Source organism: Deinococcus arboris (genome assembly GCF_009755355.1).
Classification (GTDB): Bacteria; Deinococcota; Deinococci; order Deinococcales; family Deinococcaceae; genus Deinococcus; species Deinococcus betulae.
Genome location: NZ_WQLB01000012.1, coordinates 93,249 through 118,737 on the forward strand (window position 1 = coordinate 93,249; position 25,489 = coordinate 118,737).

Annotated in this window: 26 protein-coding genes; 9 read left to right on the plus strand and 17 right to left on the minus strand. The window is 65.7% G+C overall.

What is annotated here, in order from left to right; translation table 11 throughout:
- Positions 1-58 precede the first annotated feature (58 nt).
- Positions 59-2,830, minus strand: coding sequence for a DNA polymerase I (gene polA / locus GO986_RS10735; RefSeq protein WP_157459289.1), 2,772 nt, complete (start codon positions 2,828-2,830; stop codon positions 59-61).
- A gap of 242 nt (positions 2,831-3,072) precedes the next feature.
- A complete protein-coding gene (locus GO986_RS10740) occupies positions 3,073-3,210 on the minus strand; it encodes a hypothetical protein (protein WP_157459290.1) in 138 nt (45 codons plus the stop codon).
- A 498-nt stretch (positions 3,211-3,708) separates the two neighbouring features.
- On the opposite strand from GO986_RS10740, the gene GO986_RS10745 reads away from it, so the two are divergent.
- Positions 3,709-4,092, plus strand: coding sequence for a hypothetical protein (locus tag GO986_RS10745; protein WP_157459291.1), 384 nt, complete (start codon positions 3,709-3,711; stop codon positions 4,090-4,092).
- Positions 4,093-4,329: 237 nt separating this feature from the next.
- Positions 4,330-5,343, plus strand: a complete 1,014-nt coding sequence (locus tag GO986_RS10750; protein WP_157459292.1) for an SDR family oxidoreductase — start codon at positions 4,330-4,332, stop codon at positions 5,341-5,343.
- Between the two features lie 299 nt (positions 5,344-5,642).
- On the opposite strand, the gene GO986_RS10755 is transcribed toward GO986_RS10750, so the two are convergent.
- Both GO986_RS10755 and secA read right to left on the minus strand, forming a co-directional pair.
- Positions 5,643-6,563, minus strand: a complete 921-nt coding sequence (locus tag GO986_RS10755) for a DUF389 domain-containing protein (protein ID WP_157459293.1) — start codon at positions 6,561-6,563, stop codon at positions 5,643-5,645.
- Between the two features lie 330 nt (positions 6,564-6,893).
- Positions 6,894-9,503 carry a preprotein translocase subunit SecA gene (secA, locus tag GO986_RS10760; RefSeq protein WP_157459294.1) on the minus strand — a complete coding sequence of 870 codons (2,610 nt, stop codon included), beginning with the start codon at positions 9,501-9,503 and terminating at the stop codon, positions 6,894-6,896.
- 162 nt (positions 9,504-9,665) lie between these two features.
- On the opposite strand from secA, the gene GO986_RS10765 reads away from it, so the two are divergent.
- The gene (locus tag GO986_RS10765; protein WP_157459295.1) at positions 9,666-10,124 is read left to right on the plus strand and encodes a hypothetical protein; all 459 of its coding nucleotides are present in this window, start codon (positions 9,666-9,668) and stop codon (positions 10,122-10,124) included.
- Here the strand turns inward: GO986_RS10765 and GO986_RS10770 are convergent.
- Positions 10,111-11,286: an amidohydrolase family protein gene (locus tag GO986_RS10770; RefSeq protein WP_157459296.1), complete on the minus strand. Its 1,176-nt coding sequence runs from the start codon at positions 11,284-11,286 to the stop codon at positions 10,111-10,113. The genes GO986_RS10765 and GO986_RS10770 overlap by 14 nt on opposite strands.
- Before the next feature lie 262 nt (positions 11,287-11,548).
- Complete coding sequence (locus GO986_RS10775) at positions 11,549-13,126, minus strand: diguanylate cyclase (RefSeq protein ID WP_157459297.1); 1,578 nt, start codon at positions 13,124-13,126, stop codon at positions 11,549-11,551.
- Between the two features lie 133 nt (positions 13,127-13,259).
- Between GO986_RS10775 and GO986_RS10780 the strand changes: the two genes are divergently transcribed.
- A complete protein-coding gene (locus tag GO986_RS10780; RefSeq protein ID WP_157459298.1) occupies positions 13,260-14,249 on the plus strand; it encodes a polyprenyl synthetase family protein in 990 nt (329 codons plus the stop codon).
- Positions 14,250-14,351: 102 nt separating this feature from the next.
- Here GO986_RS10780 and GO986_RS10785 read toward each other — a convergent pair whose 3' ends face one another.
- Both GO986_RS10785 and GO986_RS10790 read right to left on the minus strand, forming a co-directional pair.
- Complete coding sequence (locus GO986_RS10785) at positions 14,352-15,143, minus strand: N-formylglutamate amidohydrolase (RefSeq protein ID WP_157459299.1); 792 nt, start codon at positions 15,141-15,143, stop codon at positions 14,352-14,354.
- A gap of 27 nt (positions 15,144-15,170) precedes the next feature.
- Complete coding sequence (locus tag GO986_RS10790; protein WP_198170591.1) at positions 15,171-16,253, minus strand: LysM peptidoglycan-binding domain-containing M23 family metallopeptidase; 1,083 nt, start codon at positions 16,251-16,253, stop codon at positions 15,171-15,173.
- Between the two features lie 287 nt (positions 16,254-16,540).
- On the opposite strand from GO986_RS10790, the gene GO986_RS10795 reads away from it, so the two are divergent.
- Complete coding sequence (locus GO986_RS10795) at positions 16,541-16,930, plus strand: hypothetical protein (RefSeq protein ID WP_157459300.1); 390 nt, start codon at positions 16,541-16,543, stop codon at positions 16,928-16,930.
- A 119-nt stretch (positions 16,931-17,049) separates the two neighbouring features.
- Here GO986_RS10795 and GO986_RS10800 read toward each other — a convergent pair whose 3' ends face one another.
- From GO986_RS10800 to GO986_RS10830, 7 genes are all read right to left on the minus strand, one after another.
- Positions 17,050-17,505: an iron chaperone gene (locus GO986_RS10800; RefSeq protein WP_157459301.1), complete on the minus strand. Its 456-nt coding sequence runs from the start codon at positions 17,503-17,505 to the stop codon at positions 17,050-17,052.
- A 137-nt stretch (positions 17,506-17,642) separates the two neighbouring features.
- Positions 17,643-18,050 carry a VOC family protein gene (locus GO986_RS10805; RefSeq protein WP_157459302.1) on the minus strand — a complete coding sequence of 136 codons (408 nt, stop codon included), beginning with the start codon at positions 18,048-18,050 and terminating at the stop codon, positions 17,643-17,645.
- Between the two features lie 4 nt (positions 18,051-18,054).
- Positions 18,055-18,504, minus strand: a complete 450-nt coding sequence (locus GO986_RS10810; RefSeq protein ID WP_157459303.1) for a helix-turn-helix transcriptional regulator — start codon at positions 18,502-18,504, stop codon at positions 18,055-18,057.
- 230 nt (positions 18,505-18,734) lie between these two features.
- Positions 18,735-19,175 (minus strand): D-aminoacyl-tRNA deacylase, encoded by a 441-nt coding sequence (gene dtd / locus GO986_RS10815; RefSeq protein WP_369409310.1) that lies wholly within the window; start codon positions 19,173-19,175, stop codon positions 18,735-18,737.
- Positions 19,176-19,442 carry a DUF1844 domain-containing protein gene (locus GO986_RS10820; protein ID WP_157459304.1) on the minus strand — a complete coding sequence of 89 codons (267 nt, stop codon included), beginning with the start codon at positions 19,440-19,442 and terminating at the stop codon, positions 19,176-19,178.
- 17 nt (positions 19,443-19,459) lie between these two features.
- Entirely contained in the window at positions 19,460-19,825 is a 366-nt protein-coding gene (locus tag GO986_RS10825) for a hypothetical protein (RefSeq protein ID WP_157459305.1), read from the minus strand.
- A complete protein-coding gene (locus GO986_RS10830) occupies positions 19,822-20,076 on the minus strand; it encodes a hypothetical protein (RefSeq protein ID WP_157459306.1) in 255 nt (84 codons plus the stop codon). The genes GO986_RS10825 and GO986_RS10830 overlap by 4 nt, the downstream gene beginning before the upstream one ends.
- Before the next feature lie 85 nt (positions 20,077-20,161).
- Between GO986_RS10830 and GO986_RS10835 the strand changes: the two genes are divergently transcribed.
- Positions 20,162-20,788: a C40 family peptidase gene (locus GO986_RS10835; RefSeq protein ID WP_157459307.1), complete on the plus strand. Its 627-nt coding sequence runs from the start codon at positions 20,162-20,164 to the stop codon at positions 20,786-20,788.
- A gap of 217 nt (positions 20,789-21,005) precedes the next feature.
- Here GO986_RS10835 and GO986_RS10840 read toward each other — a convergent pair whose 3' ends face one another.
- Complete coding sequence (locus GO986_RS10840) at positions 21,006-21,659, minus strand: outer membrane lipoprotein carrier protein LolA (protein WP_157459308.1); 654 nt, start codon at positions 21,657-21,659, stop codon at positions 21,006-21,008.
- A gap of 97 nt (positions 21,660-21,756) precedes the next feature.
- Positions 21,757-22,845, minus strand: a complete 1,089-nt coding sequence (locus GO986_RS10845) for a hypothetical protein (RefSeq protein WP_157459309.1) — start codon at positions 22,843-22,845, stop codon at positions 21,757-21,759.
- Between the two features lie 210 nt (positions 22,846-23,055).
- Here GO986_RS10845 and GO986_RS10850 point away from each other — a divergent pair, with 210 nt between their 5' ends.
- From GO986_RS10850 to GO986_RS10860, 3 genes are all read left to right on the plus strand, one after another.
- Entirely contained in the window at positions 23,056-23,556 is a 501-nt protein-coding gene (locus tag GO986_RS10850; protein ID WP_157459310.1) for an LEA type 2 family protein, read from the plus strand.
- A 292-nt stretch (positions 23,557-23,848) separates the two neighbouring features.
- On the plus strand, positions 23,849-25,021 hold the full coding sequence (locus tag GO986_RS10855; RefSeq protein WP_157459311.1) for an amidase: 1,173 nt from the start codon (positions 23,849-23,851) through the stop codon (positions 25,019-25,021).
- Entirely contained in the window at positions 25,018-25,440 is a 423-nt protein-coding gene (locus GO986_RS10860; protein WP_157459312.1) for a hypothetical protein, read from the plus strand. Before GO986_RS10855 ends, GO986_RS10860 begins: the two co-directional genes overlap by 4 nt.
- The last annotated feature ends 49 nt before the right edge of the window (positions 25,441-25,489 follow it).

The window sequence follows — 25,489 nt, forward strand, 5'->3', positions numbered from 1 at the left end:
AAAGTGGGAACAGCAGCCGAACGCTGTTCCCACTTCCTACTCCCCACGCCCCACTTCTCTATTTCGTGTCGTACCAGTTGGGGCCCACGCCGACTTCCACCGCCAGCGGCACCTTCAGCTGCACGGCCCCTTCCATGATGGTCTTCACGAGGTCGGCAATCTGTTCGGCTTTGCCCTCGGGCGCTTCCAGCAGCAGTTCGTCATGCACCTGCAGCAGCAGGCGGGCGCCCGTGCCTTCCAATTCCTGTTCCAGACGAATCATGGCAAGTTTGATGATGTCGGCGGCCGTCCCCTGAATGGGCATGTTGTACGCCAGCCGCTCGCCCGCCTCGCGCAGCGTGCGGTTGGTGGCGGTCAGCTCTGGGACATAGCGGCGGCGGCCATACAGCGTTTCCACGTAGCCCTGCTGGCGGCCAGACTCCAGCGTGCGGTCAATGTAACCGCGAATGCCGGGGTAGGTCGCAAAGTACGTCTCGATGAAACTGGCAGCGTCGGCGTAGGGAATGCCCAGGTCGTTGCTCAGGCGGTGGGCGCTCATGCCGTACAGCACGCCAAAGTTCACGGTCTTGGCGGCGCGGCGCTGATTGGGCGTGACGGTCGCCTCATCCAGCCCCAGCACCTGCGAGGCCGTGCGGCGGTGAATGTCGGCCCCTTCCTGGAACGCCTGCTGCATCAGGGGGTCGTCGGCGATGTGGGCCAGCAGCCGCAGCTCGATTTGCGAGTAATCCGCGCTGATCAGGCAGTAGCCAGGATCAGCGATAAAGCCCTTGCGAATCTCGCGCCCCGTTTCGCTGCGAATGGGGATATTCTGCAGGTTGGGGTTCAGGCTGCTCAGGCGGCCGGTGGCCACGGCGCCCTGCGCAAAGGTGGTGTGGAGGCGCCCGGTCTTTGGGTTCACCAGGTTGGGCAGCGGGTCCAGGTAGGTGCCGCGCAGTTTTTCCAGCTCGCGGTATTCCAGCAGGGCCGGAATGATGGGGTGTTCCTCACGCAGTGGCTCCAGGGCAGCGACGGCGGTGGAGCGCTTGCCGGTCAGTTTGGTTTTCTTCCCACTTGCCAGCCCCAGTTCGTCGTAGAGCACCGCTTCGAGCTGGTCCCGGCTGCGAATCTGGAACTCACGCCCAGCCAACGAATGAATCTGCGCCTCCAGGGTGGCCAGACGTGCCCCAGTGGACGCCGACAGCCCACGCAGATAGTCGGCATCCAGCCGCACGCCGCGCACCTCCATCTGCGCCAGCACACTGGACATGGGCACTTCCATCCCGTCGTAAAGCTCGCGCCGCGCCGCGTCCAGCTGCGGGGGCAGCAGGTCCAGCAGTTGCGCCGTCAGGGCCGCACGTCCAGCCGCGTCGTCGGGCCAGGGGACATTCAGGTAGCGGCTGCACACCGCGCTCATGGTGGTGTTGGCGGGGTCCAGCAGGTAGGCCATGAGTTGCGGGTCGTCCCCCGGCTCCACCTGAAGGCCTCGCACGCTCAGGTGGGTGGCCAGCGCTTTGGCCCCAGCGGCCGTCACGCGGCGCTGACCCACGAACTCAGCCTCGTCCACGGTGGCCGGGAACTGCTGACGCAGCTTGGCCGCCGCCTTCTCGATGTCTTTCTGGACTTTGTCGGCCGCCTTCTGCTGGGCTTTGGTCAGGGGTGCCGGCGCCGTGTCTGGGTCATCAAACAGGCCGGCTGGTGGCGCGGCGGCCTCCGTCTGTGCCCATTCGGCTGGCTCCTGAGTGGGGGCTACGCGCACGGTGGCCTGCCCGTGCGTCTGTTCATAGGTGGCGGCGCCCACCAGGGCGGCTGTCAGGTCGTCTTCACGCGACAGCACGTACCCCCACACCACGCCTCCGCGTGGGGTACGCCACTCGGCCTGGGTCACCTGAAGAGCCGGCGCGGCGCTCTCCTCTGCGGGCGTTCCCTCCGCCGGGGCAGCGCGGTGCTGGGCGTCGTGCACGCTGTCGGGCAGCGCCGCCTCGCGGCCGTCCAGGGCCAGCAGGTCACGGCGCACCGAATGCAGTTCCAGCTCGCTCAGGAGTTCTTCCAGCCGCGCCGGATCGCCGGGCAGGCGGCCTGCGCCCAGTTCGACATCCAGGGGCAGGGTGGTGACCATGCACGACAGCTGGTGACTGAACTGCACGGCTTCCTCAGAGTCCAGCAGCTTCTGGCGGGTGCCGTCAGGCTTCAGGGTCCCCGCTTTGGCGGCGGCATAGATGCCCTCCAGGGTGCCGTACTCCTGAAGTAACTTGGACGCCGTCTTGGGGCCAATGCCTTTGGCGCCGGGAATATTGTCGCTGGCGTCGCCTGTCAGCGCGCGGTAGTCCACCCACTGCGCCACAGTCACGCCGTATTTTTCCAGCACCTCGGCCGGGCCAATCAGCTTGAAGTCGTTGGTAATGACCTTCACGTGATCGTCCAGCAGCTGATAGGCATCGCGGTCACTGGTCACGATACGCACCTGCATCCCGGTGCCCTCAGCTTTGCGGGTCAGTGAGGCAATCACGTCGTCGGCCTCGTAGCCCGGTTCTTCCAGACGCGGCAGACCAATGGCGTCCACGAGTTCCCGGATGCGGTTAATCTGCCCCGGCAAGTCAGCGGGCGTCTGGGCACGGCCGGACTTATACCCATCAAACTGCTCGTGGCGGAACGTCTTGACGGGTGGGTCGAACACCACGATCACCTGATTGCTTTTCTGCCGGGCCAGCCGCAGCGTCAGGCGCAAGAACCCCACGATGGCGTTGGTCATTTCGCCCCCACTGTTGGACAGGGGCGGCAGCGCGAAATACGAGCGGAACGCCAGAGCGTGCCCGTCAATCAGCACCAGCGTGTCGGGAGCGGCGGCAGTCATGCCGACCATTCTACTGTGGGCGTAATAGGCGTGGCCCGCGTGCAGTACGGCATGGAGCTTTGGTGAATACCGACGCTTTTCTCCAAGACGACCGAAGATCCTCGGCGTGAGCTGAAGGTTGTGGACGATGCACGGATACTGGTCAGTTGCCTTGCCCAGCACCAGGAAAAAACGTGTCGTTCAATCCATGCAAACGCCGCCGAGGGTGAGGCCAGGGCGGCGTGCGTGGTGGGACAGGAGTTTTAGTCACCGGCCTGCAGGCCGCGCAGTGGAAGGTCTTCCTGCTCGCGCATCAGAGCGCGGTCTTCATGCGTCAGCGCCATAAAGGCAATCAGCATGACCAGGATGGTCAGGGCCGCCATGAACAGCAGAAGATTCATAGGTTTAGTGTGCGGGCCTTCTGCTCAGGCTCCATGACGCGACCCTCAAGAGGCGGTTACGGCTTCTTGACCGCATCTCAAGTCAACCCTGAGAGAACGCCCATGTTCGGCAGACAGCCAGAAAAGACCCCGCACGGGGCGGGGTGGCCCTTCACCGACTTCACCCGGTCGGTTTGAATTGTGGGTATCTGTAGCCTAGGCACCCAACGTGAGCCCGGCCTCAGGATTGCGTATGTCTGCTTTAGTTTTTGAAGCATTCAAAATAGTGCATGAAGCTCTTTTTTACAGGCAGAGTGCTTGGCCAATAACTCCGAGGGGAGAGGCATGAAACGTAAGTTCAACGCTCGCCCTCTCTAGAAAGAGTCGGTTCTGAGCCACCTTTGGCCTTCCATCTCTTACCCGTGCATTAGGCAACCCTTGTCACCCCTATCAAGCCAGCGCCGCTAAGGTAGGGGGGCAAATCACCTGTTCCAAGCCTTTCCGCCCAAGGAGTGCCCGATGAAAGTCTTTGTTGCCACACTGACCTTGCTGACTCTGATGACCACCGTTGAGGCCCGGCCTTATCCAGACCGATTGGGCATCTGCTACGTGTTTGTCAGCGGCAAGATGACGCAGCGCGCCCCCTGCGTGATCGGCACGGGGTACGGTGCCGGCGCCCAGTACATGAGCCTGACCTTCGGAACACGCGACCACGCCATTGAATTCCCGAACAGTCGTCCTGACCTGCCGCCGACCCTGGACGGCAAGGTCGCCCTGACTTACCGCCGAGACGCCAGCTTCTTCAGCATCTTGAAAGGCAAGCCTCTGGAGGACGAAGAATATATGGACTGCATCAAGACCAAGGACGGCAAGACGGACGTGTGCTACTTCCGGCCGTCTTAACACGGCGCGCAGCAAGCCTCTAGGTCTTCAGATCGCGGTGTAGAGCTGAACAGATCGCCTTATACGCCGTATCTCCGCCCCAGGCAGAGAGGATTGCCAGCTCCTGCCTCGCCTCTGGAAGCCCTCTTCTCACCCAGACACCAGGGTCGGGGGCCCATCTTCAGGCGCCCTGTAGGTGGGCTTGAGCGATACCCTATTCACCCAGCCCCGGCCCGGCGCCCCCGCACATACTGGGTCATGTCCTCCTTCCAGCCCAAACCTCTGAACGAGCAGGTCATGGTCATTACAGGCGCGTCCAGCGGCATTGGCCTGAGCACAGCCCGTGAGGCGGCGCGCCGCGGCGTGCGGCTGGTCCTGGTCGCGCGCAGCACAGAAGCCCTTCAGATCCTGGTCGAGGAGATTCGCCGGGGCGGCGGGCAGGCGGTGGCGGTGGTGGCGGATGTCAGCCAGGAGGTCGATGTTCAGCGTGTAGCGCAGCAGGCTATAGAGACCTATGGCGGCTTTGACACCTGGGTAAACAATGCCGGCGTAGGCATGTACGGCAAACTGGAAGACGCCCAGGAAGACGACATGCGCCGCCTATTTGACGTAAATCTGTGGGGTGTGGTGCACGGCTCTCGCACAGCGCTGCGGCAGCTTAAAGCGCATGGCGGTGTCCTGATCAACATGGGCAGCGTGGTGTCGGAACAGGCTATTCCGCTGCAAGGCTGGTACGCCGCCACCAAACACGCGGTCAAGGCCTTTACCGACGCCCTGCGTATGGAACTGGAACACGACGGGGCGCCAGTGATGGTCACTCTGATTAAGCCGGGGCCTATTGACACGCCGTTCCCACTGAACGCCCAGAATGATCTGCCGGTCAAGCCCAAGCACGTGCCGCCCGTATATGCACCAGAAACCGTGGCGCGCGCCGTTCTGCACGCCGCCAGCACCCCTACGCGCGAACTGTACGTGGGGGGCGGCGGCAAAGGTATGGCGGCACTGGGCACCCTCGCGCCAGGCCTGACCGAGCGCGGTATGGCCGCCACCGTGATTCCCGGCATGCAGACCGACGAGCCGGCGCTGCCACCCAGCGCCAGCATCCTGCGGCACGCCACCGAGAACTTGCGTGAACGCGGGGACTACCCGGGCATGGTGCAAAAGATCAGTCTGTATACCGAGGCAGCGGCGCACTCACGCGTAATTGGGCTGGGTCTGCTGGGACTGGGACTGGCCGCTGTGGCCGTTCGGAGTATCAGACACCGCGCTTGAGCTGAAGGGGCGCCCCTCTGCTCATCGGCGTAGCTGCTCCGTGACTAGGGTGGCCAACCCCACGAAATAAGCCAGAGGCGCTCAGCCTCCCCTTGCCCCCTATCCTCTGAACCTGCGAAGACGACTGCTTGTCCTCAATGAAGATGGGACCGGCCATGCAACAGAGGGCCAGTCTCGTCTCGGCTCTACGGGTGAACCGCTCAAGGATGAAGGACCCTTGCAACAGCCAGACCTGAGTGGGAAGGAACCTTCTCTCGAAAGAAAAGCCACGTCCCAGCCCAGGCTGCCCTAGCCGACCTCTACAGCAGCGGGCGACGGCGATGCACAAAACGCTGCTTTAACCCAAAGACCAGCGCACACAGCCCCACCACCAGCAGAGCGTCCAGGCCCAGCCGCTCTAGCCCTTCCCACGCCAGCTCCCAACGGGCCAGGCTCAGGGCCATGCCGACCGTGGCGGCGGCTGGCATCAGGACCAGGGCCACGAGCGCCCCGGCAATCACCCGCTCTCGGTACGCCGCCATCACCACTGCGCCGGCCAGCGCGCCGCAAGCCGAGAACAGCACCTCAACGGCTGTCGGGTTCGCCAGGCGGGCCAATTCCGGGTTGCCCGTAAAGTCAGTGACTTCGACCACCCCAAGTAACCGCAGTCCCCAGAAACTCAGGCCCGCCAAGGCGATAAATACGGCGTACCCCACAGCCGCTGACCACAGGCTCATGGTCAGTGCTTTGGGCTGGCGCACCACGAGGCCCAGCGCCACCTTGGCGAAGGGTTCAAACCCTGGCGCGACAATCGAGGCAGCCACAAAGGCCAGCACCTGCGGCGTGCCGCCAGACACCATGCCGATCGTCGAGAGCAGACCGCCCAGCGCCATCAGCGCCACAAAGTTGGAGGTCACGCGAATCTGATGCCGCAGGCCGGCGGCAATCTCTTCCCACAGGGCTTCATCGACATCGGCCAGCACCTCGTCATGTGCCTGAGGGTCAAGAATTGCACTGAGTTCACTGGTGGTGGCGGAAAAATGGGGACACAGTTCCTCAACCTGTTTCAGAACAGCGTCGGCGCCGCGGTTCAGCACATGCGCGGTGAACACATCACCCGGTGGCTTGAGAGAAGCGCCCCGGCTCAGGGTGAGGCTCACCACCGCGTCCATCTCGGCCAGGCGGCGGCTCAGTTCGTGGGTCCGGTCAGCTGGAACCGTGATGGTCATGGTGCGGTGCATGTGCCGTCACGCTACGCACCCCTCTGGCCGGCCAGCCTCTGCTCACCTGAAGCGCCTTTTATATTTCGATATTGAGTGGCTGTATGCCAGACCAGCAGCTATAGAAGACGGCATTCACCTGGTAATGGTCTCCACAGAGATCGTCTTGTCGCTGTTCTTGGCGCAGATCGGCGCTCTTACTGAGCCTTCAACCGTGATTTCTTTTTATCTATCCTCTGAACCGCTGGAGCTATCAAGACAATGAATCAGTGAGAGGCCACGCAACGCCAAACAGAAAAAGGCGCCCACAACTCAGTGAGCGCCCTCAGCGTGTTGAAAAGCGAAAGCGTCTTAGCCTGTCTGGCCAAACTGCATTCTAAAGACAAACTTCGTCACGTCTGCCTTCAGGCTGTCAATCATCTCATTGAACATATTGGTGGCTTCGAACTTGTATTCGGTGAAGGGGTCGCGCTGGCCGTAGCCGCGCAGCCCAATCCCCTGGCGCAGGACGTCCATGCCGTGCAGGTGCTCTTTCCAGTGCTGGTCCACAACCTGCAGCAGCACGTAGCGGCTGAGGCTGTTGAGCATCGTGGGGCTAAGTTCTTCTTTCCGGGTGTCAAAGGCGTCGGCCACCGCCTGCAGCAGGGTGTCCTGGGCTTCGGCGGGACTCAGGGCCCGCAAGGCTTCAAAGTCAAAGTCTTCCAGGGGCGGCACCGCGTCCACCACGCCCGAGCGCAGGCCCTCGATATCCCAGGTCTCAGCGGCCTGCTCCACCGGCAGATGCGTGGCCAGCTGCATGTCCACGAAGTCGGCAATCATGCCCTCGGTGCTCTCTTCCACGTCGGCGTCCGGCCCCAGCAGCACCTCGCGGCGCTGTGCATAGACCGTGTCGCGCTGCTTGCTCATTACGTTGTCGAACTCCAGCAGTTGCTTGCGGGTGCTGAAGTTCCGGTCCTCCACGCGGGCCTGCGCCTTTTCAATGGCGCCTGTGACCATCTTGGCCTCAATGGGCGCACTGTCGTCCATGCCCAGGCGGTCCATCATGGCCACCACACGGTCGTTGGCAAAGAGGCGCATCAGGTCGTCTTCAAACGACACGTAAAAGCGGCTGCTGCCCGGGTCACCCTGACGCCCAGCGCGCCCGCGCAACTGGTTGTCAATGCGGCGCGACTCGTGGCGCTCGGTGCCGATGATGTGCAGGCCACCCAGGTCGCGCACCTTCTGCCGGTCGGTCAGGATGTCGGCCTGAAGCTGCACCGCCTGGCGGGCGAAGTCCTCGGTCATCCCAGGAATCTGCATGGCAAGCGCCACGGCGCCCTCGTCCTGGCGGCTGACGGCCTTGATGAAGTTCTCGGCCTCGGGCGCAAAGCGGCTGATGCCAAAGTTCTGTTCGATGGCCTCGCCAATGATGAATTCGGCGTTGCCCCCCAGCATGATGTCGGTGCCGCGCCCGGCCATGTTGGTGGCGATGGTTACAGTGGTGCTGCGGCCGGCCTGCGCCACAATACTAGCTTCCTGGGCCTCAAATTTGGCGTTCAGCACGCTGTGCTGCACCCCAGCTGCTTTCAGCAGATCGCTCAGCTGCTCGCTGGTCACGATGCTGGCGGTGCCAATCAGGACCGGGCGCCCAGTGGCGTGCATCTCGATCACTTCCTGCACCACCGCGTTGTACTTGCCCAGGCGGCTGCGGTACACCAGGTCGTCAGAGTCCTTCCGCAGGATGTTCTTGTTGGTGGGAATCACCAGCACGTCGCTGCCGTAGATATCCAGGAACTCTTTTTCCTCGGTCTTGGCGGTGCCGGTCATGCCCGAAAACTTGTTGTACAGGCGGAAGAAGTTCTGGTAGGTAATCGTGGCGAGCGTCTGGTTCTCGTTCTCGATCTTGACGCCCTCTTTGGCTTCGATGGCCTGGTGCAGCCCCTCACCGTAGCGGCGCCCCGGCATCGAGCGGCCCGTAAACTCGTCGATGATGATGACCTCGCCCTCGGCGTTCACGATGTAGTCCTTCTCGCGCTGGTACAGCTCGCGGGCGCGGATGGCCTGGGTAATCATGTGGGCCTTGTCCATGTTCTCGGGGCTGTAGAGGTCACTCAGCGACAGCAGGCGCTCAATTTTGCCGATGCCGCCTTCCGTGAGGTGCACCTGCTTGCCCTTCTCGTCAATGGTGTAGTCGCCGGTGGGTTCGGGGCGCACGCCGGGCTCGGCAGGCTCTCCTTTTTGCAGGCGGCGAATCAGCTTGGCGTAGACATAGTACAGGTCGGTGGCCTTCTCGGCGGCGCCCGAGATGATCAGCGGCGTACGGGCCTCGTCAATCAGAATCGAGTCCACCTCGTCCACGATGGCGAAGTTCAGGGGATGGTCGGCGCGCAGTGACAGCGCCTCGCGGCTCTGGGCCATGTTGTCGCGCAGGTAATCGAAGCCCAGTTCGCTGTTGGTGACGTAGGTGATGTCGCAGGCGTAGGCGGCCTGCTTCTGAGCGGGCTGTAGCTCGCGGCTGGCCAGGCCCACCGTCAGGCCCAGGGTGCGATACAGCAGGCCCATTTCTTCCATGCCCACGCGCGCCAGGTAATCGTTGACGGTCACGAGGTGGCAGCCCCGACCTTCCAGGGCGTTTAGCGCCAGCGCCAGCGTGGCCACCAGCGTCTTGCCCTCGCCGGTGCGCATCTCGGCGATGCGGCCCTTGTGCAGCGCGTAGCCCCCAATCAGCTGCACGTCGTAGTGGCGCTTGCCAATCGAGCGGCGCCCCGCCTCGCGGATCAGCGCAAAGGCCGGCACCACCACGTCGTCCAGAGACTCGCCGCCTTCCTGAACACGGCGGCGCAGGTCCATAAACGCTGCGGCGAGGTCGTCCACTTTCATGGTCTCTTCTTCCAGGGCACCCACGGGCTGCACAATCGCCTTGACGATCTGCGCCACGTCGCGCTGGTTGTTATCAAACATTTTGTTCAGGACACGGAACATGACAAGCGAGTATAACGCCCCTGGCCTGGCCACGCGGCTGCGATTTCAGTGAGGGGCGCATAAGCAACTTGAGCCGCCAGGGCTCAGGGACCATGAACAGCCGCTCTGGCCCCGGTGAAGGTGATGGGTATCACGCTCATAGAGTCACCCTATGCTGCGCCCATGACCAAGCCCGGCCTGCTGTTTTCTCTTGCCCTGCTGCCTCTGCTCGCGTCCTGCGCGCCCTTAACGTCCATGCTGGCGAGTCAGGACGGCCCAGTGCCCCGCAGCGCCGGCCCGCTGACGGTGGGCCAGACGTGGACGGTCAGCGGCCCCGTCAGCGGCCGGACCGTGACGACCACCATCAATGTGCGCGACCTCGTGGAGGTGGCGGGCAGCACCGCCAGCGTGGGTGGGCGCGACCAGGCCGACGCCTTTGCGCGGGCTCAGGCGGGCTTTGGCGTGGCCACCTACAACAATGACCGCCGCACCCTGAACTTTGAATGGATTGGCGAGCAGGGCGAGCGCTACGTCTGTGCCATCGACACGCTGCTGAGCCTGCCCTACGCGGGCCGCCTGACCCTGAGGCAGGGAGGCAACACGGCCACTGGCAGCTGCCAGGCCACCCTCAGCCAGCCCTGACCGACCAGATAGAGCTTTCGTGCCAGGCTTCTCCTCGCCGCAGGACGGGCGTGGAGGTGCCCAGCACCCGGTGCCCACCCTTGACCGCTGCCCGCACTATCAGGCGAGGATCAAGGGTGGGGTAAATAGTCTGGGCAAACTGGACCTCGTCGCGGACATCCAGCGTTTCGCCGCTGGCCACAGAATCGGTGCCCAGGGCCACCTCGACCCCGGCGGCGGCAAACGCGGTCCAGGGAAAGGTGCCGCAGCTCAGGTGATAGTTGCTGCGCGGGCAGGTCACGACTGGGCTGCCCGCACGGGCCACACGGGCAATATCGTCTGACGTGACGTTGACCATATGCACCAGGGTCGGCCGGGCGGCCAGCACGCCCAGTTCGTCCAGATACCGCACCGGCGTCAGGCCGGGTTTGGGGGCACGGCCGATGACCTCGGCAAAGTCGGCGGGGTAATAAGCCGGGAGGCGGTGGTCCCAGAGCGGGCCGCCGCCGGTTTCAAAGAGTTCTCTCTCGGCGGGATGTTCGGCGACGTGGATTTGCAGGGGCAGGCCCTCGCCCGCCGCGTAGTCGGTCACCAGGCGCATCAGGCGGTGACTGACCGTAAAGGGCGTGTGAGGCGATAGGCCCACGCGCAGGCCGCCGGGCCGTTCCAGGCGGCGCCAGGCCTCTACCTGGGCCCGCACCGCCGCGAAGCGTTCGTCTGCCTGCCCAGGAAAGGTGCCCAGCACCTCGGCGTACAGCACGCCGCTCAGGTCTTCACGGGGCAGCAGCGCGTCCATGACGCCTGGAACATTCACGATGTCGCCCACACCTCCGGCGCCCAGGGCCGCGAGCCGATCAGCGCCGGCCACCGCGCCAGCCACCCCACGCCGCTCGCGCTGAGCGATTACGACCTCCGGCAGCCAGCGGAAATAGGGCAGCGCCTGAAAAGCGTAGTCACTCATGTCGAGGTGGGTATGGGCATTGACAGGCGGCGGCGCAATCACGCCGGGCACACGTTCCTCGCGGGCGTGGGGGTAAGCGGCACGCAGGGCGTCCGGCGCGCCGGTGGCCGCTACTGTTTGCCCGGCCACCACCACCGCCCCCGGCGACTGGGCACCCCCCATGCCGGTGTACAGCACGTCGCAGACAAGGAGGCGGGGGGTCAGGGCGTCCGGCAGGGTCATGGCCGCATGCTAGAGGCAAAGGGGAGGGTTTATGACCTGACGCTTGATTCAGACGTCAGCCCAGTTAGGCAGGAACTGCATGACCGATTGGAACAATAAAAGGCGTGGGGGCCCAACAAAGCTGCGTTCCACTACAGGTTGGAGGGCACCCCTTCAGCGCGCCTCAAGCAGTGACGTTTTAGCAGCTCTGTCCAGCCTGTCCTCTCCGAGAGTCTCCGCTGGTGTGTACTAGGACGAGGCGTTCTCTACTGCTTGACCCTGTTTAGTCCGCCGCACAGATGGCGTTGCGGCCGCTTGATTTCACGCGGTACAGGCGGCGGTCGGCCTCGCCCAGAAGCGCATCGAAGTCGTTGGCCTCGGTGTGAGCGACCCCAATACTCAGGGTGACGCGCAGCCCAGGACGCAGCTCGCCCCAGGCGTGGTCGCGCACGGCCCCCTGCAGGGCCTGACAGCTGGCCCGCAGCGCGTCCTGCCGTCCTGGGCGCAGCATCACGAATTCTTCGCCGCCGTACCGCGCCACGATGTCCCCTGGCTCAGCCACGGCGCGCAGCATCTGGGCCAGGCGCTGCAAAACGGCGTCTCCCAGCTGATGCCCCCAAGTGTCGTTGACCCACTTGAAATGGTCGATATCCAGCATCGCCGCCGAGAGCGGGGCCTGCGCACTGCACAGTTCGGCCAGGCGGCCCCCCTCCTGAAACAGATAGTCGCGGTTGTGCAGCCGCGTCAGGCCGTCAATGCGGCTCAGTTCCCGGATACGGGCGTTGAGGGTTTGCAGGTCGCGCAGGTGGGCCTGCAACTCGGCGGTGTAGCGCTGCTGCTCCTGGGCTGCCGCCTCCAAGTGATGAAAGCGGTGCAGCACGTCCAGCATGCGGAAGCCCTGTCGGCGCTCGGCGTGGTGCAGCTCGCGTTCCAGGGTCAGCACCTCGCACAGAGACGCCACCGCGTCCTGATGCTGTCCCAGCGCCGCCTGGGCCTCGGCCACCCGTTCGAGCAGGGTGGGCAGGCTGCCGTTGGCCCCCAGAGCACGCGCCGCTGCCACCGCAGGCGTCAGCACGGCCAGCGCGGCGGCCGGCTGGGCACCCACACTGAGCGCCAGGGCCGCTGTGATGTGCAGTTCGGGGTGGTCATGGGCCGCGCATAGCTCTCGCAGGTGGCGGCGCGCCCGCTTCACCCGCTCGGGGTGGTCCAGCACCCGAGCCACCGTGAGTTCCTCGGCGTAGGCGGCGGCCGCCAGGGCCGGGTGCTGGCCCAGCAGTGGGCAGGCCAGCACCTGCTCCAGCGTGGTCTGTGCGGCCGACAGGTCGCCCGCTTCACGGTCAAAGCGGACCAGGTGCAGCTGCGCCACCGCCGCCGCGTACAGGTTGCCCAGCGCCTGAAAGGTCTCCAGGGCGCCGGCCACATGGGCGCGGGCCCGCACCGGGTCGCTGGCCCGCAACGTCACCCCCAGGTCATGCTGCGCGATGGCGGTGCATTCCGGGTCGCCCACCACGCGCGACAGGCCCAGCTGTTCCTCGTACAGGGCAGCGGCCTGGTCCCGCTGGCCCAGGCGACTGTGCAGGGCCGCCAGCAGATTCAAGGCGCGCATCAGCCAGGGGCCAGCCGCCTGCGCGCGCAGGTCCAGCAGGGCGGTGCCCACCTGCGACACCGCACGGCTCAGGTGCCCGGCCCGCCAGTTGAGGTAGGCGAGCAGCACCCCCGCTTCGGGGCTCGGGTGACCGTCCACAAATCGCCCGTCCGTCTGGGCCATCTGGCGGGCGAGGTCCGGGGCCGTGTCCCGCAGCGACCAGGCGTCTTCCAGCAGGGTCAGCGGCTGTTGAGGGGCAGGGGCGAGGGCCGACATAGATTCGTTCAGCGTAAAACGGCTCCCCTATCCCGCGCCGTTACCCTTTGTTGAGCGTGCGGTCAGTCAATCTTCATTCCTGCGGCCCAGTCCGTTCACCGGACTGAAGGTCACTGCTCTATGCTGCCCGGCGATGCGCCCCGAACTGCTGGCCCGCGTGCTGACCCTGCTGCCCGACCAGGCCGCCCGACCAGAACTGCGCGACTACTACGCCCTGCTGCGCGACTACCCGCAGCGGGGCGGCAAGGGCATTCGCAGTGAGTTGCTGCTGGCCAGTGCCCGCGCCCACGGCGTTCAGGAAGGCGGCCCAGACTGGGAAGCGGCCCTGTGGCTGGCCGCCGCCCTGGAACTGTTTCAGAACTGGGTCCTGATTCACGACGACATCGAAGACGACAGTGAGGAGCGCCGGGGCCAGCCCGCGCTGCACCGCCAGCACGGCGCCCCCCTGGCCATCAACGCGGGCGACGGCCTGCACGCCTATATGTGGGCTGCCGTTCACCGCGCGGGGGTGCCGGGGGCCATGGAGGCCTTTCTGGACATGATTCACCGCACCGCCGAGGGCCAGCACCTTGACCTGTGCTGGGTAGAGCGCCGCGAGTGGGGCCTGCACGAGGCCGACTATCTGGAGATGGTGCGCCTGAAAACTGCGTACTACACCGTCGTGGTGCCGCTGCAACTGGGGGCGCTGGCGGCCGGCACTGCGCCCCACGACGGCTTTACGGCGGCCGGGCTGGCGCTGGGCACGGCCTTTCAGATTCGGGACGACGTGCTGAACCTGCAGGGCGACCCGGCCAAATACGGCAAGGAGATCGGCGGCGACCTGCTGGAAGGCAAACGCACCCTGATTGTGCTGCGCTGGCTGGAGGGCGCCCCGCCCGCACAGCGCGAAGTGTTTCTGAACCAGATGCGCCGGGACCGCCCGGCCAAAGACCCGGCCCAGATTGCCCAGATTCATGCCTGGCTCCTGGCCAGCGGCTGCGTGACCAGCGCCCAGACCTTTGCCGACCAGCAGGCGCAGATGGGCTTGCAGGCGCTGAGTGAAGCCCTTGAGGGGGCGCCGGACCAGCAGGCCGCCGCCGAACTGCTGAGGACAGTACGGACCCTCGCCAGCCGCGAGGCCTGAAGGGCTCATTGGGGGGTGACGCCGGGCTCTGCGCGCAGTCTTTGATGGGCTGAGTGCTACTCACACCGAAAGCCCAGAGCGGCGCCTCCCCACCCCGGACCCTCAGGACACCAGGGTCAGGGCGGTGCGGGCGAACTCTGTAAAGGCGCGGTTGAGGGCGCGGATGGCGCCGTCCACAGGCTCACCGCCCCGCAGATAGAGCCCGGCATTGAACTCTATTCCGAAGGCAGGAACACCACTGCGCCGGCTGTGGTTGAGGCTCAGGGTATCGGTGGCCCACGGCTCACCAATCGTCACGCGCGGGTCGGGGCTGGCGGCAATCACTTCAGCAAAGGCTGTTTCGCAGGCGCGGCGCAGGGCCTCCCACTGCGCGGCGGGAAAGCTCGGTGCGTCGGGCGTGCCGGGCATCAGGCAGATCGCCGGACGGGGCGTGCCAGTATCGTGGCTGAGCGCCGGCCCACTGGGCGCCATGCTGTGACCCACAATCATCAGGCGGGCGCCTGCCAGTTCGGCCGTCACCAGCGCGTCAAAGGTGTCCCACAGGCGGCGCAACCGGGCCTCGCGCGCCGCCTCGGTCAGCGTGAATCCGGCCGGATAGAGGGACTGACGGTCAAACCCAATCACCTTGAGGACGCCGTTGTCCACCCGGTCATCCCGGTCGCGGTTGAGGTCGGCGGCAAAGCGGCTCCAGGGGGCATTGGCGTGGCGCGCGCCGGGCACGTGGTACAGCAGGTCGGTGTAAGGGTCGCCGTCCAGAAAGATGCGGCGCAAAAAGGCCTCGCGCGTGGGGGTGTCAAAGGCGGCCTCGCCCAGCATGTCGCGCAGCACGTCGGCGGGCAGGTGGCCAGACGAATGCGGCGTGACGATCAGCAGGGCGTCCAGGTCAGGCGTCATGCGCCGAAGATACGGTACGGGCCTGGCCTATTTGGGCCACAGGCGGTTCATCCAGCCCGCCGGATTGGTGCCCTCGCCGCGCACCCGGATTTCCAGATGCAGGTGAGGGCCGGCGCTCAGGCCGGTGGTCCCCACCTCGCCCAATTTGTCGCCCCGGCTGACCTTCTGGCCGACCTTGGCCGTCACGCGACTCTGGTGGAAGTACAGGCTGGTCACCCCGGCGCCGTGGTCAATGACCACCAGGCCGCCGCGCACCGGGTAGCGCCCGGCGATCACCACCGTGCCGTCGTTGACCGCCAGTACGGGTGTGCCGCTGCGCGCCGGGTAATCGGTGCCAAAGTGGTAAGCCACCGGACCACCCGCCACATAGGTGCGCGGCTGCCCAAACGAGCTGCTGGTGGGCCTGACCCCCTCCAGGGCCGGGGCGAAAGGCCGGGTCCAGGCCTGCGTGGTGCGCCGGGCATAGGCCTTTTCCACCAGCGCGTCTTCTGCCTGCCGGGCGGGGTCCTGCAGCACCCCGCTGATGCGCGCGGGCAGATTCAGGTGCTGAATAGGCTGCTCCAGGCTATTGACAGGGATACGCCCACGCACCAGCGCCCCGTCCAGGGTCACCTCGTAGACCACCGGGGTGGTCTTGCCCAGCACCACCCGGCCCGGTACGGCATACTCACCCGCCGCGCCGATGGGCTTAAGGGCCTCGGCAGGCTGGCGCACATCCTCGCCCACCTCACTGGGAAAACGGACGGTGGCCTGCCCCGCCCGCGCGCCGCTTAAACGCAACACGAACGCCTCGCCCATGCGCAGGCTGGCCGGTACTGTGATGTTGACGCCAGCAATGCGGACGGTGGACGGTGTGGGGGCCAGTTGCGCGGCGGGTAAAGGTGCGGGCCGGGCGGGCGGGGCCGGTGTGGGGGCCGCTGCGCCAGGCAGCTGCAAGGTCTGGCCCACTTCCAGCGTGGTGCCCTTCAGGCTGTTCAGGCGCACGAGGGCCTCGACAGTGGTGCCGCTCCGCCGCGCAATGGAATACAGGGTGTCGCCAGGCTTGACGGTGTAGGCCGCCGCGCCGCCCACCAGGAGCAGGGCGGCCAGCAGGGCAGTGCGGCGCATCATGCCGCGCAGGATAAACCGCGTGCGTGAGAGGACAGGAGGGCCGCCCATTGGAAGCCTTTGCAGCAAGGCCGCCGTTGACGCAGGCAAACGGGCGTGGAGGTTGTGTTCCAGCGAGGTGCCGTGGGCTAGGCGGCCAGAGTCCACCGCAGCATCCAGGGCACCTGGGAGGCACCCCTGGCCTCAGAATGGACCTGACCACCATCCACCCACAGCTGGACGCTGGACTGCGGCATCCTGAACGCCACTGCCCCGCTGGCCTCTGTAGGCCGTGGTGTACAACAGGTTTGATGAACCCCAACAGCAGAGCGGTCATTACCCGGTGGCATGAAGTGGTGGGGAGCGGCGACCTTGCCGCCGCCAGCGAGGTGGTGGCGCCAGCCACTGTGGTGCTGGGACCCAGAGGCGCCGCGACCCTCAGTCCCGCCGAGTTTACCGGCTGGATTCAGCGCTCGGGGATTCGGCGGGTGCCGCTGACGTGGCACCCGGTCAGCGACCGCCTGATGGCCGTGGAGCAGGACGCCACCTGGCCAGACAGCGAGGCCCCGACCAGGGTGGAGACCCTGTTCCGGGTGACGAACGGACGGGTCTCAGCGGCCCTTCGCCTGCCGGACCTTCAGGCCGCCCTGGAGTTGGGCGCTGTCTACCGGGAACTGGCGGCGACCGAAACGTTGACCTGAAGAGGTTGCCAGCCCCAGATGAAGCGTGCGGGGAGAGGGGCGAACACAACACCGCACCGCGCACCTGGCGCGTGTGGAGAGAGGCATCAGCGCCGCGCCTGTGTCGCCCCCCGACCCCCTTAACCGACTGCCCGCTTCACCAGCTCGCTGAGTCTGGTCTCATGCTCGGCAGTCAACTCGGTCAGGGCAAAGGCGGTGGGCCAGAGGGTCCCATCATCCAGGGCCGCCGCGTCGCTGAAGCCCAGGGTCGCGTAGCGGGCCTTGAACTTCTGCCCACTCTGAAAGAAGCAGACCACCTTGCCGTTTTTGGTGTAGGCGGGCATGCCGTACCACAGGCGGGGTGACAGGACCGGGGCACTGGCCAGAATCAGCGCGTGCAGCCGCGTGGCCAGGTCGCGGTCTGGCTCTGACATCTCGGCAATCTTGGCCAGCACCTCGGCTGTTTCATCGGTCTTTGCCCCGCGTGGGCGGCGGGCTTCGCGCTTCAATTCGGCGGCGCGCTCCTGCATGGCGGCGCGTTCGTCCTCGGTAAAACCGGCTGTGGCGGCGGCTTTCTGACGTGTCTTGTCCGGCATAGAGGTCACTCCTTATTGAAGAGGTCGCCGTTCATCTCTGGATGAAGCGAGCGAGAACACAGGACGTTAGGGTGGCACTGGCTCGGTTCCAGTGCTGTTCTAGAACCTAAAAACGCGACCTGTGAGCGGCGAGGGCTTTAGCGGCATTCCTGAATGCGAATCAGGTTGCCAGCAGGGTCGCGGAACGCGCAGTCGCGCACGCCATACGGCTGTTCTGTCGGCTCCTGAACCACTTCGGCCTGGGCCTGCAGGCGCTCAAAAGTGCTGTCCAGGTCCGGGGTGGCCAGCACCAGGGCCGCGTAGGTGCCCTTGGCCATCATCTCGGCAATGGTGCGCCCCTCATCTGGCGTCACGCCTGGGGTGGCCGCCGGCGGATACAGCACGATAGACACGCCGCCCTGCTGAACTGACCCCACCGTGATCCAGTGCAGGCCGCCGTATTCCACCTGGCTGTGAACCTCAAAACCCAGGGCGTCCCGGTAGAAGGCCAGCGAGGCGTCTGGGTCGGTGTGCGGCAAAAAAGTCTGGTGAACGGTCAGGGTCATGCCGTTACTCTAGGCCGGGTCCAGCGGCCAGCGCTTCTCGATTCCTGACCGGCCGCGTGACCTGCTTCGCCACGCAGGGCGGCAGGCCAGCACTCGCGCCGGCACGGTCACGGCGGTAAGCACTGGGTGACATGCCCACCAGCTCGGTAAAGCGGGTGCTGAACGTCCCCAGCGACGAGCAGCCCACCGCAAAACAGACCTCGGTGACGCTCAGATGCCCCTGCTGAAGCAGCGCCATCGCCCGTTCGATGCGCCGCGTCATCAGGTAGGCATACGGCGACTCGCCATACGCCCGCCGGAAGAGGCGACTGAGGTGCCCGCCCGACATATTGACGCTGCGAGCCAGTGCCTCAACATCCAGCGGCTGCGCGTAATCACGGTCTATCCGGTCACGCACGCGCCGCAGCCGCACCAGGTCACGCAGGGGCGGCGGAAGAGGGTTAGGAGAGGGCATGTGCGTCTATTGTTTCATCCCAGGTCACCCAGACCAGGCGAGGGGCCGTCACTAGACTGAGCACTGGCAAAGCTGCTGTCACGAACAGTGAGGGGCCGCAAGAGAGCCTCAAGCCGCCTGTTCCAGACCCAATTCAGGACGGAGAGCAGCTCAAGAACCGACCCACCACGGCTGCCTGTTTCGTTAGCGGTGCAGAGCCTAAGGGCATCGTCCCAGCGCCCTCTTCACCCTCAGTCTAGCTCCAGGGTCAGGGTGACGGGGCCGTCGTTGGTCAGGCTGATAACCATGTGGGCGCCGAATACCCCCTCCTCCACCGGCAGACCCAGGTCGCGCAGGGCGGCATTGAACACTCCGTACAGCGCCCTGGCCTGCTCGGGCGGCGCGGCGGCAGTGAAGCTGGGACGGTTGCCGCCCCTTGTCTCGGCGTACAGCGTGAACTGACTGATGCTCAGAATACCGCCGCATACATCCTGCACGCTGCGGTTCATTCGGCCCGAGTCGTCGCCAAATATCCGCAGCTTGGCCACCTTGGCGGCCAGGGCGCGCGCCGTGGACTCGGTATCGGTGTGCGTGACCCCCAGCAGCACCAGAAGGCCCGGCCCGGTGCGGCCGGTCACCTCGCCGTCAACCGTGCAGTCGGCGTGGGTCACTCGTTGCAGCGCCGCGCGCACCTAGGCGCCCGGCGCGGTCAGGCGGCCCTGCACACTGGCGATGGCGCCGCTCAGCAGGTCGGCCTCGGTAAAGTCCAGATTGCCGCGCGTTTTCTCGGCCAGCATGACCAGCAGTTTCAGGCTGCGCTCAGCGGTCTGGCGGGCGCGGCGCTCGTCCAGCAGGCCGTCGCGGGCCGCGCTGGCCGTGGCGGCGTTCAGGTCGCCCAGGGCCGCCTCGGCGGTGGCCTGCAGGGAATTCACGAGTCCGACAAAATCCGGGTGGGGCATACCGCGCCAGTGTACGGTCAGGCGGGCAGCCGGGGGCGCCGGCTGCGCGCTTCGCGCCGGGTCTTGGGGTCCAGCCCCACCAGCAGAAAGAAGTTTTCCAGGGCGTTTTCCTGTCCCTTGATGTCAGGATGGGCGTCTTCCGGGGTTCCGGTCACAAACGGCAGGCCCTGGTACAGGCTCAGGGCGTGCGCAATCGTCTCGTCTGGGCCGTGGCTGTCGGCGTGGGTGCCCAGCTGGACATAAATCTCGCGGCGGCTTTCGGCGTGCCTTAGAAAAGCGTCCGGGTGCGGGGTCTCGCCGGCACGCAACATGTCCTGACGCGCAATCCGGCGGTAATGCTTGAGACCCTGCTGAATCTGTTCGGTGGACAGCATTTCCTTCATGCCGTCAGCGTACCGCCTGTGTCGGGGGCGGAGGTCACACCAGACTTAAACTGCACACGACTGTTGCCCACGAACCATTTGAGACCGCATTGTCCCAAAGCATTAGAAAAATGAGTTTTTGCAAAATTTGGCATTCGTGGAAAGAGAGCTGACACGGTGCTTTTTGACGAACCTTTCCCATGAGGGTCTTCTTGAGAATCCTGAGGTCTGGCCGCTATTTCCAGGCTCTTGATCAGGTTTCGATCACGCATAAAGGCCGTATAGGCGCATACCCAGCCCGCCTTTTTCCAAGAATAAAGGACAAATAAATAAAGGGACGATAAACTGCGCAGGTCAATGAAAGTTTTCCGTGCCCTACTGACCCTCGCCGCCCTTTGTGGCAGCGCCACCGCCGCCACCTACACCGTTAAGCCCGGTGACACCCTGTACTCGATTGCCAAGGCGACAGGTGTGGAGGCCGGCACGCTGATGAAGCTCAACCGCCTCAGTAGCTCCACGATTCAGGTGGGCCAGAAGCTGAGCACCGGCGGCAGCGCCCAACCGGCCGCTGCTAACCGGCCTGCTGCGCCCGTGGCCGCAGCGCCGGCACGCGGCAGCGCTTTCGTGCGCTCAGCTGCCACCCGCTTCTTGGGAATTCGCTACGTGCTGGGCGGCACGGGGGGCGGCGGCCTGGACTGCAGCGGCTTCACCATGAACGTCTTCCGCCAGATGGGCATCAGCCTGCCCCGCACCGCAGCCGCCCAGTGGGGCGCCGGCAGCGCCGTCAGCCGCCGCGACCTGCGCGCCGGCGACCTGGTCTTCTTCAACACGATGGGCCGCGTGGCCAGCCATGTGGGCATCTACATGGGCGACGGCATGATGGCCAACGCCAACAGCTACTACGGCCGCACCATCATCGAGCCGCTGTTTGGCAACGCTTACTGGTCCAGCCGCTACAACGGCGCCCGCCGCGTCCTGAACTAAGCCAAGCACACTTTCATTGACCGACCCCCGCCACCCCGGCGGGGGTTTTGCATAACGCAGCGCGACCACTCAAAAAAGCTGGTCGCGCTGCGTTATGACTTGAGTTCTTTACGTTCAGGTGGCGTCTTCCAATTGATCGCCTTGCCTGCACTGGTTGTCAAAGACTTGTCTCTACACCAGAAAAGGCCTCAGCAGTAGGCCTTTTCCGGCGGGACGTTTACTGCCGGATCACCTGGGCGTCTTTGGGGAGGGCGCGAATAGACGCCGCACTGAGCCCGGAGTTGACACGGTAGTTCGAGACACTCAGATCGGCCACTGTTTTGCCTGCGCCGCTGAGAATCTGGATGCGGGTCGGGCGCCAGCCTGCTTCAGTGATCCACACTCGGGTGCGGTCGCCGCTGCCCGACTTGGGCGTGGCCTCCAGCTGGTATTGCCGGGCGCCTGCCGCGCCACTGGTGGCCAGCAGTTTGACGTTGTAGGCGCTGAGCATGGCGGCGGTGTTACTCAGTTGCGTGAAGTCCAGTCCCAGGCCCGCCGAACTGGCCGCGTTCTTAGTGCTGGTGACGGTAATCTGGTTGGTCAGGTAAAGGTACTGACGAACCTCGTTCTTGTCGGCTACGACGACGTTGTCAGCCAGGGCGTCAGGCGCAGTGAACTGAACACGTGCCACATTCTGAGTGGGAATAGCCTTGACGGTGAGATCAATGCGCTGCGCGGCGCTGTCCAGAGCCGCCGTTCCGCTCAGGCGAAACGACACGTCTTTGGCCGCTTTCTGGGTGGTGTCTACTTTGTTGATGATGTCCTGCGCGGTCTGCGCTCCGGCCACAGGCAGCAGAGCGGTCAGCAGGGTCAGAGTCAGGCGTCTGGTCATACCGCCGCAGTATCAGGCCCCCACTCATGAGAAGGCCGCCGCACACCTGATGGGCGGTTTATTCTTGCGCCCAGACGTGGCCCAGGTCAGTTTGAGATCAGGGACTGTCGGTGCCGGCGAGGGGCAGGGCATAGGAGACACGCAGTCCAACACCCGCCGCGCCGTCCAGTCGGCGTCCCCCATTCACCTGCACGCCCAGGGTTCCTGGCCCGGCGGCCAGGGTCGCCTCTACCCCGGCACGCAGCGGCGAGCTGACGGTGCGCCACGGCTCGTAAGCAGCATAGAGGCGCAGGGTGCTGCCCTCGCCCAGCACCTCGTTCCAGGCGGCGCTGCCAGTGAGGCCCAGGGTGTGCGGCCCAACCAGCGCGTCCAGGGCCAGGGTCAGACCGGCCTCGGTGGCATATGACAGCCCGCCGCTGAGCCCCAGTACGTCCCGACCAGCGCGGGCACCCAGCCGCCAAGAAAGCGTGCCCACCGGTTCTACCTCGGGTTCGGCCAGGGCAGATTCATCAGGAGCAGGCTCGTCGGGGGCGACTTCGCTGGACGTAGGTGGTTCTGTGGGCAGGGTGTCACTGGGAACAGCGTCAGGAAGAGGGTCTGCGGCCATTGGTTCGGCGTCCTCGGCGGCTTCTGTACCCTGCACGGGCCGGGTCAGGACGCGGCGGCCTTCCACCCCCACCAGCAGATGCGGCTGCGCCCCGAATTCGCCCCCGACCACCGCCACCACTTCGCGGGAAAGGCGGTAGCGCAGTGTGAGGTCGCCGCTGACGCCACGCTCACGCAAATCGGTGGCAGTTTCCGTGAACGCGGCGTTCGGGTCAGCAGCGGTGGCAGAGGTGGTAAAGGCAGCGGCCCCCAGATTCAGGGCCAGCGGGCCCACGCTGCCACTGGCGCGGCTGGCCAGCCGCACGCCACCCTGCCAGGTCACGGTCAGGTCGGTGGTGGCGCTGACCGCCCCCAGTGGCGGAAGCGTCAGGCCCCGCGCATAGCCCAGCCGCGCGGCGCGGGTGCCGGCCACGGCCGTGACGGTGCCGCCCAGCAGCGGCAGGTCGCTGACACCAGCCTCGGCCCAGAGGGGAGAGCCGCCAGGGCGCGCATACGACACTCCAAACTCCAGCGTGACGGCCTGGGCGCCGCCCACCCCCACCGCAGCGGCCAGCGCCAGCACCCGAACAATCTGCACCATGCGGGCAGGGTAGCAGGAGCGGCCTGGGTGAGGAGGGCGCTGCCAGAGTCTGACTTCTCTGCTGCCTGGGACGCAGGTGGACATCTGAAAGAGTAAGTTCCGGCACAACTCACTCCAGTGCCATCGCGGGAGAAAACCCGGAGTCTTCGCAGCTTCCATGAGCAACTGGGCCGTCAGGTTCCGGCAAGCCCGGCGCGCTACCGTGCAGGCATGCGTTTGCGTCTTGCCGCGCCGGCTGTGTTGCTCTCCCTTGCCCTGGGCGCCTGCGCGCCGCTGCAACAGGTGTTCCAGGTCCCCGAGGTGGCGGTCCAGAGCATCGGCCTGACCAGCCTGACCCTGCCCGGCGGCTTTGGCAGCGCGCCCGTTGCCCAGATTCGGGTGGGGCTGCGTGTGACCAACCCCAACCCATTGCCGCTGCGCCTAGCCAATCTGGGCGGTTCACTGGTGATTGACGGCGCCGTGGTAGGCGACGTGAACTTCCCGAATATTGCCCTGCCCGCGCGCGGCAGTGCCGAACAGGTGGCCGACTTGACCCTGCCGGTGTCGCTGACGACCGCCGCCTCTTTTCTCAAGGTGGCGCGCGGGCAACTGGTGACCTACCGGGTGGATGGCCGGTTCAGCGCGGATTTTGGGCCGCTGGGCCTGCAGAACTTTGGCCCGTACACCCTGGCGCAGGGGCAGTGGAAACAAGACCCAATCTTGCCGTTCTGAGGAGGATGCAGCTCTGACAGTTACCGACCAAGGCAAATGGAAGACAACTCTAATTCAGCCGCACCGCCTTCCAGGGGCAGATTCCGGATTTTCTGTCTTGCTGGAGATCTCTCACCAGTCTGCTTACCGCTCTTTTTCCGCCTGCCCAAGTGACCTCTGAAGGACAGCGCCAACCTAGAAGATCTCGGTTGCCAGTCGCTGCAATAGTCTCAGCCCTGGTCAGCTCACAGCACTGCCCCTCTTCCGGATAGTGCCTGACCTTTCTTTCCTCGAATGCTCTAGGCTGAGCCGGATGAGTGGCCCTCTTGTCCCTGACCCGCAGCACGCCTGGGCGTACCGGCCTGCCTCTCCCCTGCTGGGTCAGGCGGGCGGTCCACTGTCCGGCCTGACCTTCAGCATCAAGGACCTGTATGGCGTCACAGGCTGGCCGCTGCACGCCAGCACCCGCGCGCCGGTGCCGGACCCTGGCCCCAGTCCACTGGTCACGCGCCTGCTGGCGCTGGGGGCAAGCGCCACAGGCAAAACGCACCTGCACGAAATCGCGCTGGGCATTACGGGCGCCAACGGTTACGGCGGCACTGAACACCCGACTCTGCCCGGACATGTGCCAGGCGGCAGCAGTAGCGGCGCAGCGGTCAGCGTGGCGCTGGGGCAGGTGGATTTCGCGCTGGGGACCGACACTGGCGGCAGCATCCGCATCCCGGCGGCGTGGTGCGGGGTGGCCGGTTTCAAGCCCACCAAGGACCACCCAGCTTGGCCCCTGACTGGGGTGCTGCCGCTGGCCCCCAGTTGCGACCACACCGGCCCGCTGGCGCGCGACGTGGCCACGCTGGCGCGGGTGCATGACGCCCTGGCCGGCACCCAGACCCAGGCGCAATCCTGGACGGGTGTGCGGGTGGGCCTGTGGCAGCCCGAGGGATGGGTCACCCGAGAGGTGGCGCAGGCGACCGAGGCGCTGGCAGGCCAGCTGCGTACCCTAGGGGCCGAGGTGGCCACCACCGATTTTCCCGAGGTTCTGGACGCCTACTCGCCCACCGTACTGAGCGAGGCTGCAGAGGTTCACCGCACGGCGCTGGCGTTGCCTGACCCGGCCTTCCTGCCAGTGACGCTGGCTTCACTGCGTCAAGGAGCAGCCCTGAGTGCGGATGAACGGGCCGCCGCACGGGAGCGCCGCGCGGCTTACCGGGCGCAGCTGGACAGCTTACTGGCGCGGTTTGACGTGCTGCTGGCCCCAGCGGTCCCCACCCCACCCCCACGCCTAGGCCAGGATGAGATCGAGTTGCCCGGCGGTCCCTTGCCCCTGCGTCGCGCGGCCCTGCGCCTGACCGCTCCCTTTAGCCTGCTGGGGACGCCGGTGGTGACGCTGACCACAGCCCTGCCCTTCGTGGGCGCGCAACTGGTGGGCCACCATGGTCAGGACGAGCGGCTGCTGGGCCTGGCCCTGAGCCTGGATGGCAGCCAGTGAAGCGCGGTTGGCCAGTCCTGGTGCTGCTGGCAGCCTGCGCCCCCACCCAGCAGGCGCAGCCAGTGATGACCTACGAGGGCGAGGTCCGCTTTCTGCTGCTGCCGCAGCGTCTGCGCGTCACCTATACCGTTAATCCGGTGAACCACAGCGTTAGCGGGGCCTACCGCAACCTGAGCAGCGGCGACGCTTTTCTACTGGAAGGCACGCTGCTCCCCAGCCCGGACGGCGAGACGCTGAGCGCGCGCATCACCCCTGCCGAGACCGCCCGGTTGAACGCCAGCGTCCTGGGCTTTGGCGTGAGCAATGTTCCTCTGAAGGCCAGCGCCACCCTGAGTGCCGTCGTAGGCCAGAACACCCTGAATGGGACGCTGACGGTTAACGCCCTCCGCTATCCCGTGACGCTAAAACGGATGCCCTGAAAGGAAGATTCGCGCGGCCCAGCGCGTAGCATCTGTGCAGAAAATGCTC